The organism is Burkholderia ambifaria AMMD (assembly GCF_000203915.1).
Taxonomy (GTDB): domain Bacteria; phylum Pseudomonadota; class Gammaproteobacteria; order Burkholderiales; family Burkholderiaceae; genus Burkholderia; species Burkholderia ambifaria.
Genome location: NC_008391.1, coordinates 2570749 through 2585307, shown reverse-complemented (window position 1 = coordinate 2585307; position 14559 = coordinate 2570749). Strand labels below are relative to the sequence as shown.

Sequence of the window (14559 nt, the reverse complement as noted above, 5' to 3'; positions counted from 1 at the left end):
TTTCCTCGGTCATCCCGATGTCGGCTCCCAACCCGTATCCTCATCACCCTGCCGCGCGCCGCGCACGCTCGAGCAGCCATTGCGCGCCGGCGCCATCGCCACCGACGTCGAGCAAGGTCGCGAGATGCGTCAGCGCTTCGTGGTGCGTCGGCCGCAGATACAGCGCCTTCCGGTAGAAGTCGCCCGCTTCCGCGACACGCCCGCACGCATCCGCGATCAGCCCGTTCAGGTAGAACGCGTCCGCGTGCGGCCCGGCGTGCGCGGAGAATCGCGCGAGCACGCGCTCGGCCTCGTCGAACGCACCCGCGTTGGCCAGCGCCTGTGCTTCCTCGAGCGTTGGGGTGGCGATGTCGGCGGGTGGTGGTGGCAGGGCTGCGTTGGCGGCGTTTGCTGCTTTGGCTGCGCTTGCTGCGCTGGCTGCGTGGGCTGCGGTGGTTGCGTTGGCCGCGTTGGCCGCGCTGGCCGCGTTGGTCGCGCTGGCTGCATGGGCTGCATGGCCTGCGGTGGCTGCGGTGGCTGCGGCGGTCAGCGAGCCGGCGCGCATGTCGGCCAACGGCTCGAACGCCGTCCGGCGCTCGGCCGGCGCAAGCGCCGCGGGCGACGACGCGTTACCGCTCCACGTCGGCGGCACGACGGCCAGCAGCGGGCGCGCCGCGGCGGGCGGCGCCACCGTCAAGCGCTCGGCACGCCGGTACGGCGCAACCACGGGCGTCGGTGCCGCATACCGCGCCGCGCTCGCGTCCGCCGCCGCCCCCACCGCCGCGCCGCCACCATCGCGATGAAACGCGAACGCCAGCGGCACGCGCGCCGAACGCAACCCGTGCCGCATCGCGACACCCGTTTCGGCCGGACCGACGAACAGCATCCCGTCGTCGGCGAGCCAGCTGTCGAGCGAACCGATCACGCGGTCCTGCGCGTCGCGGTCGAAGTAAATCAGCACGTTGCGGCAGAACACGAAATCGTAGCGAATGCCCGTATCGACGCCCGGTTCGATCAGGTTCGCCTGGCGAAACTGGACGCGCGCACGCACGCGCTCGTCGAGCAGCCAGCCGTCGGCGGCCGGCGTGAAGTAGCGCGCGCGGAACTCGGTCGCCGTGCCGCGAAACGCATTGCGTCCGTAGCAGCCGAGCCGCGCCTGTTCGATCGCGCGCACGCTCAGGTCGAGCGCATCGATCATGAAGCTGGCCGGATCGAGCCCGGCGTCGAGCAGCGCCATCGCCGCCGAATACGGCTCCTCGCCGGTCGAGCACGGCGCGCTCAGCACGCGGATCACGCGCCCGGGCGTCGCGGCAAGCCGTTCGAGCGCAAGCCGCGCGAGCGTCGCGAATGCCTCGCGATCGCGGAAGAACCACGTCTCCGGCACGACGAACAGCTCGATCAGCGCGCGCCGTTCGTCGGCCGACGCGTTGAGCTGCTGCCAGTAGGCGTCGAGCGCCTCTGGCGTGACGGCCGGCCGCGCCGCCGACGGCAGCCGCTCGCCGTCGCCCTGCAACGCGTGGATGCGCTCGGTCAGCGCGCGACTCAGGAAATCGTTGCCGAGCGAATCGGGGTCGATGCCGGTCTCGCGCAGCAGCCAGCCGCGAAATCGCGAATCGGATTCTTTCATGCGGACTCCCCTCCGTGGCCCGGCAGGCCGTCGAACAGATACAGGCGCGCAACGTCGTCGATCAGGTCGGATACCGACACCTGCTGCACGATTCCGTCGGGCGTGTTCGCGACGTGCCCGAGCCAGCGCGTGCGCGCGGTCGACACGCCGCTGGCGCGGAACGCCGCGCGATCGATTCGCAGCGTCTGCGTCGCGCGCTCGACGATCAGGCCGATCACGCGCTCGCGATCGAGCGGCTCGACGCGGTAGCGCACCATCACCAGCCGCGTCGAACGCAGCGCATGCGCGCGCCGCCCGAGCGCCAGCATCGGCACGTCGATCACGGGCACCGGCTGACCGCCCCGCATCAGCAGCCCGGCGATCCAGTCGGGCGCGCCGGGCACGGCCTTGGTGGTCGCGAGCGGCAACACTTCGTCGATGTCGGCCGCGTCGAGCGCATAGCGCTCGCTGTCGAGCTCGAACATCAGGAACAGCGCATGCGCGCCGCCGTGCGACTCGGCGCGCGTCACGCGTCGACCTTGAAGCGCGACACGCTGGTGCGCAACTGGTTCGCGACCAGCGTCAGGTCATCGATCGCCTGCGACGACTGGCGCAGCGATTCGGCCGTCTGCTGTGCGGCTTCCGACAGCTGCGACAGCGCCTGCGTGATCTGCTCAGCGCCGTTCGCCTGCGTCTGCATCCCTTCGTTGACCATCTGGAAGCGCGGCGAGAGCGTCTGCACCTCGGCGATGATCTGCGACAGCTGCCCGCCGACCTGCTGCACGTCGAGCATCCCGCGGCGCACTTCCTCGGAGAACTTGTCCATCCCCATCACGCCCGCCGACACCGCCGACTGGATCTCCTTCACCGTCTGCTCGATGTCGTAGGTCGCGACCGCCGTCTGGTCGGCGAGGCGGCGGATCTCGGTCGCGACGACCGCGAAGCCGCGGCCGTACTCGCCGGCCTTCTCGGCCTCGATCGCCGCGTTCAGCGACAGCAGGTTGGTCTGGTCGGCCACCTTGGTGATCGTCGCGACGACCTGGTTGATGTTCAACGCCTTCTCGTTGAGGATCGCGAGCTTCGCGTTCACCGAACCGGCCGCGTCCATCACGCTGCGCATCGTCTCGCCCATCCGCGTGAGGCCGCTCTGGCTCGCGCCCGCGAGCGTCGCCGACTGCTCGGCCACGCCGGCCACCTCGTTCATCGTGCGCAGCAGGTCGCGCGAGGTCGCGAAGATCTCGCGCGACGTCGCGCCGATCTCGGTCGTCGTCGCCGCGGTTTCGTTGGCGGTCGCCTGCTGCTCGCGCGACGTCGCCGCGATTTCGGCCACCGACGTCGTCACCTGCAGCGACGACTGCTGCGCGCGCGCGACGAGCTCGGTCAGTTCGTCGGCCATCCGGTTGAAGCCCGTTTCCAGCGTGCCGAACTCATCATGACGGCGCAGATCGAGGCGGCGCGTCAGGTTGCCGGTGCGCATCACGTCGTGCACTTCCACGAGCCGCGCCATCGGCACGGTGACCGCGCGGAACAGCCCGTAGCCGAGCGCGAGCGCGGACAGCAGCACGAGGCCCAGCGCCAGCGCGAGCACGACCTCGGTGTCCTGCACGGACTGGCGAATCAGCTTCGCGGAAGTGTCGGCGAACTTGCGGTTCTCCTGCACCAGGATATTCGCGTTGCGCACGACTTCGGTCCATGCGGGCAGCGTCCGCGCGTAGGCTGCGACGGCTTCCTCGCGCGACACGCGGCTCTTCTGGATCGCATCGTTGAGCAGCGGCACGTAGCGGTCGTAGGAACCGCGGAACGTCGAGAAACGCTGCCGGTCGTCATCGCGGAACGTCGTGTTCTGGTAGTCGACCGACAACGACTCGACTTCCTTGAGCGCCTCGGAGATCTTCGCGAAATCGCGCTGCACGAGTTCGGGATCGGTATCGACGAACGTCGCCTGCTGCAGCATGGCGAACGATTCGTTGACCGAGCCGCGCAGCGACGCCGCGAGATAGACGCCGGGCAGCGAGTCGCGTTCGATGCTGACGGCTTCGGTGTTGATCGCATGCAGACGCTCGTAGGACACGCCGGCGGTCACCAGCATCAGCACGAACAGCACGCCGAAGCTGAGCAGGATGCGGTTGCCGAGCGTCAGCCGGCCAGCGCCGATCGTCGGATGCAGACTTTCATTGGTCGCGCGGGGCGTCACGGTGGCCATGTTCGTTATGGGCTTTCTAAAATCAGCGTTAAAAAAAACCGCGCCCGCCTGCACGCCGCACGGCGCGCCACGAGCGCATCGTCTGCGGGCGGCACGGCACCGGGGGGCCGCGCCGCGAAATCACCGGTCCGCTTGCGCCGGCAGCCGGAGCGCGACCATGAAGCCGCGCGCCGTATTACGCATCAGGATCTGACCGCGATGCCGCGCGGCCGTCGCGCGCACGAATGCAAGCCCGAGGCCGAAGCCGCTGCGCGCCGCGCCATGCACGGATTCGAGCCGCACGAACGACTCGGTCGCGGCCGTGCGCTGCTCGGGCGCGATGCCATTGCCGGCGTCCTCGACGCCGATCAGCCACGCGCCGTCGTCGTCGCCCAGCGTGCAATGCACGTCCGTGCCGGCCGGACCGTATTTCAGCGCGTTGTCGATCAGGTTCGCGACCGCGCGCGTGAGCATCATGCGGTCGCCCATCGTCACGCACTCGGTGTCGGGCACGTGGGCCACGACGCGGCTGCCGAAGCCGGCCGCCCTTTCCCACAGCTGATCGACGGCGTCGAGCACGATCTCGTTCAGACTCAGCACCTCGTGCGCGCGGCGTTCCGATTGCGCGCGGGTCAGATGGATGAAGCCGTCGGCCAGCGCCAGCGCGCGCCGTGCATGGCCGGCAATGCGCTCCATGATCGCCGGCATGTCGCCGTGCTCGGTGCGGTAAACCTCGAGCAATGCGAGGATCGACGTCTGCGGCGAGCGCATGTCGTGCGACAGGAAATCCAGCGCTTCGTCGCGCTGCCGCGACATCAGGTACGAATTCGAGTGATAGCGGATGCGCGCGGTCAGCTCCATCGCGTCCGGGAGCTTGACGAGATAGTCGTTCGCGCCGGCGATGAACGCCTCGCGCTTGACGATCGGCTCCTCTTTCGCCGACAGCACGATGATCGGCACGCGTGCGGTGCCGGCGTCCGCGCGCCACGCGCGAACGAGGTCGAGGCCGTCGATTTCCGGCATCACCAGATCCTGCAGGATGACCGTCGGCTTCACATCGCGCGCGACCGCCATCGCCCGGTGTGCGTCGGTGCACACATGCAGGTCGATATCGTGCTCGCTGCGCAGCGCGCGGCGGATCACCTCGCCGACGAACGGCTGATCGTCGACGAGCAGAACCGATAGCCCCGATTCGAGACAATCCGGCGCATTTTCACCGCTCGATTCTTTCATAAATACCGTTTCAAACGCCAAATCTCCAATTGATTCTTTCATAGGAGTTGTTTATCCGACTTGGACGCCATCTTAATTTAGCGGTCGAGAAATCCGCTTGTTGTCGCCGACCTGGCCTGTCGGCATTGCCTCACGGGGATCCGAGCGCCGATTTTCCCCCGACGACGGTCGTATTACCTCCGCGTGCTTTCTCTCAATAAAGATAACCGGCTGATTCTAAATGAAATTAGAACACAGCATCTATCTCCTTCCGGTTTAGTTTTGCCAAATATGGTGAAAGAGAGGGATTCAGTTAAATCAGATCATTTCCGGACGCGAAACACGATAACGTTTGCGAGGCCGATGCCACGAGGCTTGCATGTGCTGCAAGGCTTGCGTGTTGGTGGTATTGGGGCCGGATTCCGATCCGACGGAATCGGGGGAAATGGAGGGGAAAAGTAGCGCGCCGTGACCGGATTGGCCGCGACGCGAATGCCCGGGGCGTGGCCGGGCGGCCGGCCGGCCGGAACCGGCACCGGCAACCGCAATCGCAATCGCGACGCCCACGCCCACGCCCACGCCCACGCCGACGGCGTGTGGCGTGTGGCGTGCGCCGTGCGCAGCACGCGCGCGGCAGCCTACCCGCGCGCGTGCTGCGCGGACACTTCCTGCAGATCGAGATCCCGCTCGAGCATGTGCAGCATCTCGTCGTGGATGCGCCCCGAACGATGCAGGCGCAACAATTCCGCACGTCCGGCCTTGATCGCGGCCAGCACGACGTCGTAGTGCGCGGTGCGCACCTCCGCCGGATACGCCGGCTCGTTCTTCGCCCGCTCGGTCAGCTGCGCGCGATACGTGTATTGCTCCAGCAGGCGCGGGTGAATCACGTTGCCGCGCTCGTCGCGCACCAGCGGCTGGATCGCCGCGAGCTGCGCCGCCTCGATATGCGCCCATGCCATCGGCTCGGTCAGGTGATGCGCGGCGCGCGCTTCGTGCGGAGGCAGGCGCAGCAGCCGGATCAGCGGCCCGATGGTCGTGCCCTGCAGCAGCACGGTGACGAGGATCACCGCGAACGACGCGACCAGGATCACGTCTCGGCCCGGCATCGCCTCCGGCAACGACAACGCGATCGCCAGCGTCACGACCCCGCGCATCCCGGCCCAGCTCATGATCGTCGCGGCCTTCCAGTCGGGCGCGAAACCGCGCCTCATGATCCCGCGCACCGGCAGCTTCAGCGCCTCGACCGCGTAGATCCACACGAAGCGCGACACGACCACCGCCGCCAGCACCGCGAGCACCGGCGGCACCATCGTGGCGAGCACCTGCTCGAAACCGCCGAGCCGGTGGATCGCGCCGCGCAGCGACAGCCCGATCAGCACGAACACCATCGCCTCGAGCAGGAACACGATGACCTGCCAGAACGCGGTGCCGCGCGTGCGCACGGCGGCCGAAAACACCTCGTGCTGATGCCAGCCGACGATCATGCCGGCCGTCACGGTCGCGATCACGCCCGACACCTCGACCATCTCGCCCGCGATGTATGCGATCCAGCCGGCGATCACCGCGACAGTAATCACCAGATAGTCGTCGTCGAGCAGCTTCAGGAACCACACGACGAGCTTACCGACCAGGTAGCCGACCACGACGCCGCCGAGCCCGAGCTCCGCGAAGCGCACGACCGCGTGCTCGAAACTGAACGCGCCCGTCAGCGCGGCGGCGACCGCGAAGCGGAACAGCACCAGGCCGGCCGCGTCGTTCAACAGGCTTTCCCCTTCGAGCAGCACCATCAGCCGGCGCGGCAGCGCGACGCGTTCGAGCACCGCCTTCGCGGCCACCGCGTCGGGCGGCGACACGATCGCGCCCAGCGCGAAGCATGCGGCCCACGGCAGCGACGGCACGACCCAGTGCACGGCAAAACCGACCGCGAATGTCGTGAACACCACCGCGCCGATCGCGAGCATCAGGATGCCGCCGACGTTGCGCTTGAACTCCTCCCATACGGAGAAATACGCGCCGTCCATCAGCAGCGGCGGCAGGAACACGAGCAGCACGAGCTCCGGATCGAGGTTGATCGGCGGCAGACCAGGAATGAACGCGATGCCGATGCCGCCGATCAGCAGCGCGGCCGCAGGCGGCAACCGCAACCGCTTGGCGATGCATTCGAGCGCGACGATCGCGAGAAACGACAACAGAACCAGCTTGAACGCCGAGACGGGGGACATGAATCGACCTCGTGAAGAATGAATGCGCACGCCAACCGGTGTCGTACCCTGGTTGGCCATTTCGCGCGATTACATCACGATGCGATGCCGGCAGTCGAGCGCGTTCGGCAGGCGCGGCGCACGGTGCCGCTTCGATACCACACGGCGGGGAATCGCCGCGGGGTGTCGAAATGAAAAACGGCACGCGGCCGGCGCGATCCCGCGATCGCCCGCCCGCGTGCCGCCTTGCCGCCTGCGATCGCGCTAGCGGCGCCGCACGACCATCAGCCGCGGCTCGGTCATGTCCTCGATCGCATAGCGGATCCCTTCGCGGCCGAGGCCGGAATCCTTCACGCCGCCATACGGCATGTTGTCGACCCGGAACGACGGCACGTCGTTGATCACGACGCCGCCCACCTCCAGCTCGTCCCACGCGCGCTGCGCATGCGCGAGCGAATCGGTGAACACGCCGGCCTGCAGCCCGAAGTCGCTGTCGTTCACGCGCGCGAGCGCATCGTCGAAGCGGTCGAACTTCTCGAGGATCGCGACCGGGCCGAACGCCTCCTTGCGGTACAGGTCCTGCTCGCGGCCGACGTTTTCCAGCAGCGTCGCCTCGAACATCGCGCCGTCGACCTTACCGCCCGCGACGATCTTCGCGCCCGCCGCGACGGCCGCATCCATCCAGCCGGACAGCCGGCGCGATTCGGATTCGGAGATCATCGGGCCGACGAACGTCGACGGATCCTTCGGATCGCCCATCTTCAGCGAACGCGTCTTCGCGATCAGCTTGTCGCGCAGCGCGTCGTACAGATCGGCATGCACGAGGATGCGCTGCACGCCGATACAGCTCTGGCCCGACTGGTAATACGCGCCGAACGCGAGACGCTCGACCACGTAGTCGAGCTGGTCGTGCTGATCCGCATCGACGATCGCCGCCGCGTTGCCGCCGAGTTCGAGCACGACTTTCTTCTTGCCGGCCTTCTCCTTCAGCGCCCAGCCGACGGCCGGCGAGCCCGTGAACGACAGCAGCTTGAAGCGCTCGTCGGTTGTGAACAGATCCGCGCCGTCGCGATGCGCGGGCAGCACCGAGAACGCGCCCTTCGGCAGGTCGGTTTCCGCGAGCACCTCGCCGATGATCAGCGCGCCGATCGGCGTGCGGCTCGCGGGCTTCAGCACGAACGGGCAGCCGGCCGCCAGCGCGGGGGCGACCTTGTGCGCGGCGAGGTTCAGCGGGAAGTTGAACGGCGAGATGAACGAGCACGGGCCGATCGGCACGCGCCGCGTATAGCCCGTGTAGCCTTGCGCGCGCGCCGAGATCTCGAGGTTGATCACTTCGCCGTCGATGCGCACCGACTCCTCCGACGCGACGCGGAACGTATCGATCAGCCGCGTCACTTCGCCCTTCGAATCGTTGATCGGCTTGCCGGCCTCGATGCACAGCGCCTCGGCCAGCTCGTCGAAACGCTCGCGAAAGCGCGCGACGCAGTGATCCAGCACCGCCTGCCGCTTGTAGGCCGGCAACTCGCGCATCGGCTTCGCGGCATCGACCGCCGCGCCGATGGCCGCGTCGATCGCCTTCGCGTCGGCGAGCGCGACGCGCGTCGCGACCTTGCCGCTGAACTTGTCGGTCACGTCGAGATCGGTGTTCGCATAGACGGCTTCGTTGGCCAGGTAATACGGATAGGTATCCTTCAACATGGAACGCTCCTTCCGGTGAACTGCGGATTCAGAGTTGCGCCGACAGGCGCTTGATTTCGCGGTTGAGCACGCGCTCGTTGTCCGAATAGTCGATCGGCACGTCGATCACGTGCACACCCGGCGTCGCGAAGCAGTCGCGCAGCAGCGGCTCGAGATCGTCGGCCGCTTCGACTCGATGCCCATGCGCGCCATAGCTCTGCGCATACGACACGAAATCGGGATTTTTCAGCGTCATCGCGAAATCGGGGAAATTCATGTTCTCCTGCTTCCAGCGGATCATCCCGAACGCATCGTCGCGCAGGATCATCACGACAAGGTCGAGCTTCAGCCGCACGGCCGTTTCGAGTTCCTGCGAATTCATCATGAAGCCGCCGTCGCCGCACACGGCGATCACCTTGCGCTGCGGATGCACGATCTTCGTCGCGATCGCCGACGGCAGGCCCGCGCCCATCGACGCAAGCGCGTTGTCGAGCAGCAGCGAGTTCGGTTCGTGCGCACGCCAGTAGCGCGCGAACCAGATCTTGTACATCCCGTTGTCGAGGCAGACGATGCCGTCCACCGGCAACGCGTTGTACAGGTCGTTCACGATCCGCACCGGATACATCGGGAAGCGCGGGTCGTGCTGGCCCTTCTGCAGGTGCGCGTCGAAATGCTCCTTGATCATCGTGAAGCGCTCGAAATCCCAGTGCGGCTGGCGCGTGACCGATTCCTTCATCTGCCACACCGCGTTCGCGATGTCACCGACCACCTCGATCTGCGGGAAATAGACGGGATCGACCTGCGCGCCGAGGAAGTTCACGTGGATCACCGTTTTGTCGTCCGCGCGCATGAAGAACGGCGGCTTCTCGATCACGTCGTGGCCGACGTTGATGATGCAGTCCGCATGCTCGATCGCGCGATGCACGAAGTCGCCGTCCGACAGCGTCGCGTTGCCGAGCCACAGCGGATGCGTTTCGTCGATCACGCCCTTGCCCATCTGCGTCGTGAAGAACGGGATGCCCGTCTTGTCGACGAATTCGAGCAGCATCTTGCAGGTCGTCTTGCGGTTGCCGCCCGCACCGATCATCAACAGCGGATGGCGCGCGGCCTGGATTGCGTCGATCGCGTGCGCGACCGCCTTCTCCTCGGCGATCGGCCGCCGGCTGTAGCTGCGCGGGATCGGCTTGCCGTCGCCCTCCTCATGCGCGATGTCCTCCGGCAGCTCGAGGTGGGCGGCGCCCGGACGCTCCTCCTCCGCGCGCCGAAACGCCTCGCGCACCGCCGACGGAATGTTGCCGATCGACACGATCTGCCGCGTGAATTTCGTCAGCGGCTGCATCATGTCGACGACGTCGACGATCTGGAAGTGGCCCTGCTTGCTGGACTTGATCGGCTTCTGCCCGGTGATCATCAGCATCGGCATGCCGCCGAGCTGCGCATACGCGGCGGCCGTCACGAAGTTGGTCGCACCCGGCCCGAGCGTCGCGAGACACACGCCCGTGCGGCCCGTCAGGCGGCCGTAGGTGGCGGCCATGAAGCCGGCCGCCTGCTCGTGCCGGGTCAGCACGAGCTTGATCTTCGAGCGCCGCAGCGATTCGAGCAGATCGAGGTTTTCCTCGCCGGGAATGCCGAATACATACTCGACGCCTTCGGCTTCCAGCGACTTCACAAACAGATCCGATGCTTTCATGGGGACTCTCGGTTATGCCGCCTGCCCGGCTTACGGGCGCGCGACGTTCAGAACGCGCGCCGGCCTACGGCACGCGGACGCTTTACCTACTGGACACAAACCACGACACGGCACGCGCGCGGCAAGCACGCGCGGTCGACAAGGACGTTTTCGATTGTAGACGGATTCGCGCAATCCCGACTTCGACCGAATGGCCGAGGCTGGCCTCGCGGCAGGATCGGCCTGACGGCCAATTCGACGTCAAACGGCGCGCGCGGCCCTACTGTGGAGGCAACCGAATTCCATTCATCGAATCTGTGAACCATGGTTGACATGCTGCCATTCATGCCATACAGTGCACCTGCATTCAGTATCCGGACCACCGACGTCTTCGACGCGTGGTTTGCCGGCCTGCAGGATCGCGTCGCGAAGCGGCGCATCCAGGCGCGCATCGACCGTCTGTCGATGGGCAATCCGGGCGACTGGAAATCCGCCGGCTCTCCCGTCGTCGAAATGCGTGTCGATCACGGGCCCGGCTATCGCGTCTACTACGTCAGGCGCGGAACGATATGGGTGATCCTGCTCTGCGGCGGCGACAAGTCGACGCAACGGGCGGGCATCCGCGCCGCGCACGCGATGCTCGCGCGGCTCGACCTGGAGTGATCGATGGACAAGATCAAGACCCGGCCGTGGGATTCGGCCGAACACCTGAAAACCGACGACGACATGGCCGACTATTTCGAGGCCTGTCTGCAGGAAGCCGGCGACGACCCGGCCTTCATCGCGCATGCGCTCGGCGTGATCGCCCGCGCGCGCGGCATGTCGCAGGTCGCGCGCGACGCGGGCCTGTCGCGCGAAGGGCTGTACAAGGCGCTGTCGCACGACGGCAATCCGAGCTTCGGCACGATCCTGAAAGTGATCAAGGCGCTCGGCCTGCAACTGCACGGCGCGAAGGCGCACGCGTGAGTCGCCGGCGCGCGAAGGCGCGCCATGTGCACGATGGCGGCAACGGCCACGTCAATGCAGCCATCCGCCGGCCCAATGCGGCACCAGGGACACCACGTACAGCCCGAGCCCGATCAGCCCGCCGACCAGCGTGCCGTTGATGCGGATGTACTGCAGGTCCTTGCCGATGTTCAGCTCGATCTGCCGCGACATTTCTCGCGCATCCCAGTTGCGAACCGTATCGCGGATATGACGCATCAGGAAATCCGCGAAATCCGGTGCGATCTCGTGCACGGCCTTCTCGATATGCTCGTTCATCGACGCGCGCAGCGCCGGGCTTTCCGCGAGCCGCGCGCCGAGCCAGCCGCCCAGCGTCGCGGCCTGCCGGTGCAGCGACGAATCCGGGCGCGCGAGATCGGCCTTCAGCCACGCGCGCAACTGATCCCACAGATCGCGCGCATAGTCGTTGAACGCGTCGCCGTCGCGGATGTAGCGCTTGATCTCGTCCCCCTTCGCGATGAACACGGGATCATGCTTCAGCCGCTCGGTCAGCCGCACGACCGTGCGGTCGAAGCGCTGCCGCAGCTCGTGTTCGGGGTCGGCCGCCACCCCTTCGAGCACGCGGCTCACCGCGCCCGCCAGCATGCGCGCGCCGTTCTCGCCGAACCACTGCGTCGGCATGATCTTCTCGACCTTCGGATATTGCGTCTTCAGCCATTCGACGATGAAACCCGCGATCACCTCGCGGTTCTCCTCCTTGTCGAGCACGTCGACCACCTGTTCGATCGCGTCGTCGAGCAGTGCCTGGTGCCGGCCGTCCTTCGTCAGCGTGTCGAGAATCACGCCGGCCGATTGCGACAGGTCGATCCGGTCGATCACCGCGCGGAACGCATCGCGGACGAACGACTGGATCCGCGCATCGTCGGTCATGTCGAGCGCGAAGCTCATCAGCTTCGTCACGTAGCCGCCGAGCGCGTCGGTGTTCGCCGGTTCGCCGAGCCATGCGCCGAGCTTGCTGGCAGGATCGTGCTGGCGAATCTGCGCGGCGAGCGCGTCGGGGCCGAGGAATTTCTCGCGCACGAACACCGCGAGGTTGTCGGCGATCTTGTCCTTGTTCTTCGGAATGATCTCGGTGTGGCGCGACACGAACGGGATCGGCACGCGCCGGAACAGCGCGACGACCGCGAACCAGTCGGCCAGCGCGCCGACCATCGCGGCCTCGGCTACCGCCTTGATACCGTCGACCCACGGGCCGCGCGGCAGCAGGATCGTCGTGACGAACACCGCGACGGCGGCGAGCAGCAGCCATAACGCGCGGCGCTTGCTGCGCTTCAGTTCGAGGGCTTTGTCTGGCGTCATGGGCGACCGGTGAAACGGCAATGCCGTTAATATGCACCGATCGCCGGCCCACGACAAACCCGCGCGCATCGCGCGCGCCGGGACGGTTGCCCGGAAGGCATTCCTTCGATCGACTTTCCGGCCGCCCGCCGGCAGACGCCGGCCACCGACGCGAACCCGGCCACTCGGGCCGCGTTCGCGCGCTGCGTCAGAGGAACGTCTTCAGGTTCACCGCCGGGTCGGCGAGCTTCACCGGGTCGGGCACCGCCCCTGCCGCGATCAGCCGGCGCGACGCGCCGATGTCGCGCCCGAGGTTCGCCGCGGCCACCGCGACGATCCTGCCATCGTCGCCCAGCCCGAACACCGTGAACGGCCCGCTCGCCGGATCGCCGCGCACGACGGTCGTGCGTTCGCTGCCGAACAGGCCGAGCATCTGCAGGTTGCAGTCGTACTGATCGGACCACAGCCACGGCAGCTCGGCATAGGTTTCGTCCGCGCCGAGCAGGTTCGCGGCCGCGATGGCCGGCTGGTTTTCCGCGACTTGCCACGACTCGATCCGCACGTGACGCCCGAGCAGCGGATTGAAGTGCATCGTCACCTCGCCCGCCGCGAAGATCGCGTGATCGGCCGTGCGGCAGCCCGCATCGACACGGATCCCGTTGTCGACCTCGAGGCCGGCCGCCTGCGCAAGCTCGACGTTGGGCACCACGCCGATCCCGACCACGACGATATCGGCCGGCACGTCGCCGCGATCGGTCTCGACGATCGCACCGCCGCCCGCCGCGCGGCGAATCGCACTCGGCAGCGTCGTCATCTGAAACTTCACGCCGTGCGCGTCATGCAGTTGCCGCGCATACGCACCGACGACTTCCGGCAACGCACGCTGCAGCAAGCGCGGCGCCGGGTCGATCACCGTCACGTCGCAGCCGCGCTGGCGCGCCGCGGCCGCCACTTCCAGGCCGATGAAGCCGCCGCCGAGCACCGCCACGCGACGCCCGGGCGCGAGTTGCGCCCGCAACGCACGCGCGTCGGCAACGGTGCGCACGTAATGAGGAACGACGCCTTCGTCGACCGGACCGCCGAACGCACGCACCCGCGAACCCGTCGCGAGCACGAGCCGTGCGTACGGCAACGTCGCGCCGTCGTCGAGCCGCACACGCCGCGCATCGCGTTCGATCGCCTCGACGCGCGTGCCGAGCCGCAGCTCGACGCGCTGCGCGTCGTACCACGCGGCATCGCGAATGAACGCTCGCTGTTCGCCGCCGTCGCTCAGCAGCGCGTCCTTCGACAGCGCGGGCCGGTCGTACGGCAACTCGCGCTCCGCGCCGATCATCACGATGCGCGCATCGGCGTCGCGCGCGCGCAGCGCCTCGACCGTGCGCCGCGCCGCGTGGCCGGCGCCGACGATCACGAACGGGTCAGTCGACATTGACTTCCACCTGCCCGTCGACGATCCGGATCGGATAGGTCCGCACCGGCTCGGTGATCGGCGCGCATTTCGGCGCACCCGTGCGAATGTCGATGAGCCCCTGATGCAGCGGACACTCGACGCAGCCGTCCTCCACATAGCCTTCGGACAGGCGCGCGTGACCATGGGAACAGAGGTCGTGCATCGCGAACAGTTCGTCGCCGATCCGGAACACCGCGATCGGCTTCTGGCCGGCGACGCGCGCCGCCGGTTCGTCTTCGGAGAATTCGTCGAATGCGCCCAGCGGATGCCATTCGGCGAGCGTAGCTTCGGTCATGTCGG

Annotated in this window: 12 protein-coding genes; 2 read left to right on the top strand and 10 right to left on the bottom strand. The window is 67.4% G+C overall.

Annotation, left to right across the window (positions count from 1 at the left end):
- Positions 1–43: 43 nt before the first annotated feature.
- From BAMB_RS27490 to BAMB_RS27460, 7 genes are all read right to left on the bottom strand, one after another.
- Complete coding sequence (locus BAMB_RS27490) at positions 44–1606, bottom strand: CheR family methyltransferase (protein WP_011660425.1); 1563 nt, start codon at positions 1604–1606, stop codon at positions 44–46.
- A complete protein-coding gene (locus tag BAMB_RS27485) occupies positions 1603–2115 on the bottom strand; it encodes a chemotaxis protein CheW (RefSeq protein WP_011660424.1) in 513 nt (170 codons plus the stop codon). Before BAMB_RS27485 ends, BAMB_RS27490 begins: the two co-directional genes overlap by 4 nt.
- A complete protein-coding gene (locus BAMB_RS27480; RefSeq protein WP_011660423.1) occupies positions 2112–3788 on the bottom strand; it encodes a methyl-accepting chemotaxis protein in 1677 nt (558 codons plus the stop codon). The genes BAMB_RS27485 and BAMB_RS27480 overlap by 4 nt, the downstream gene beginning before the upstream one ends.
- 120 nt (positions 3789–3908) lie before the next feature.
- The gene (locus tag BAMB_RS27475) at positions 3909–5042 is read right to left on the bottom strand and encodes a hybrid sensor histidine kinase/response regulator (protein WP_011660422.1); all 1134 of its coding nucleotides are present in this window, start codon (positions 5040–5042) and stop codon (positions 3909–3911) included.
- Between the two features lie 575 nt (positions 5043–5617).
- The gene (locus BAMB_RS27470; protein ID WP_011660421.1) at positions 5618–7201 is read right to left on the bottom strand and encodes a Na+/H+ antiporter; all 1584 of its coding nucleotides are present in this window, start codon (positions 7199–7201) and stop codon (positions 5618–5620) included.
- Positions 7202–7444: 243 nt separating this feature from the next.
- Positions 7445–8878, bottom strand: coding sequence for an aldehyde dehydrogenase family protein (locus tag BAMB_RS27465; protein WP_011660420.1), 1434 nt, complete (start codon positions 8876–8878; stop codon positions 7445–7447).
- A gap of 28 nt (positions 8879–8906) precedes the next feature.
- Positions 8907–10547 carry an acetolactate synthase large subunit gene (locus BAMB_RS27460; RefSeq protein WP_011660419.1) on the bottom strand — a complete coding sequence of 547 codons (1641 nt, stop codon included), beginning with the start codon at positions 10545–10547 and terminating at the stop codon, positions 8907–8909.
- Between the two features lie 324 nt (positions 10548–10871).
- On the opposite strand from BAMB_RS27460, the gene BAMB_RS27455 reads away from it, so the two are divergent.
- Positions 10872–11189, top strand: coding sequence for a type II toxin-antitoxin system RelE/ParE family toxin (locus BAMB_RS27455; RefSeq protein ID WP_321572861.1), 318 nt, complete (start codon positions 10872–10874; stop codon positions 11187–11189).
- A 3-nt stretch (positions 11190–11192) separates the two neighbouring features.
- Positions 11193–11492, top strand: a complete 300-nt coding sequence (locus tag BAMB_RS27450) for an addiction module antidote protein (protein WP_006750245.1) — start codon at positions 11193–11195, stop codon at positions 11490–11492.
- 51 nt (positions 11493–11543) lie between these two features.
- Here the strand turns inward: BAMB_RS27450 and BAMB_RS27445 are convergent, their stop codons facing one another.
- From BAMB_RS27445 to andAb, 3 genes are all read right to left on the bottom strand, one after another.
- On the bottom strand, positions 11544–12830 hold the full coding sequence (locus BAMB_RS27445; RefSeq protein ID WP_041491609.1) for a DUF445 domain-containing protein: 1287 nt from the start codon (positions 12828–12830) through the stop codon (positions 11544–11546).
- A gap of 187 nt (positions 12831–13017) precedes the next feature.
- A complete protein-coding gene (gene andAa, locus BAMB_RS27440) occupies positions 13018–14238 on the bottom strand; it encodes an anthranilate 1,2-dioxygenase system ferredoxin--NAD(+) reductase (protein ID WP_011660416.1) in 1221 nt (406 codons plus the stop codon).
- Entirely contained in the window at positions 14228–14554 is a 327-nt protein-coding gene (gene andAb, locus BAMB_RS27435) for an anthranilate 1,2-dioxygenase ferredoxin subunit AndAb (protein ID WP_006756593.1), read from the bottom strand. The genes andAa and andAb overlap by 11 nt, the downstream gene beginning before the upstream one ends.
- Positions 14555–14559 lie beyond the last annotated feature (5 nt).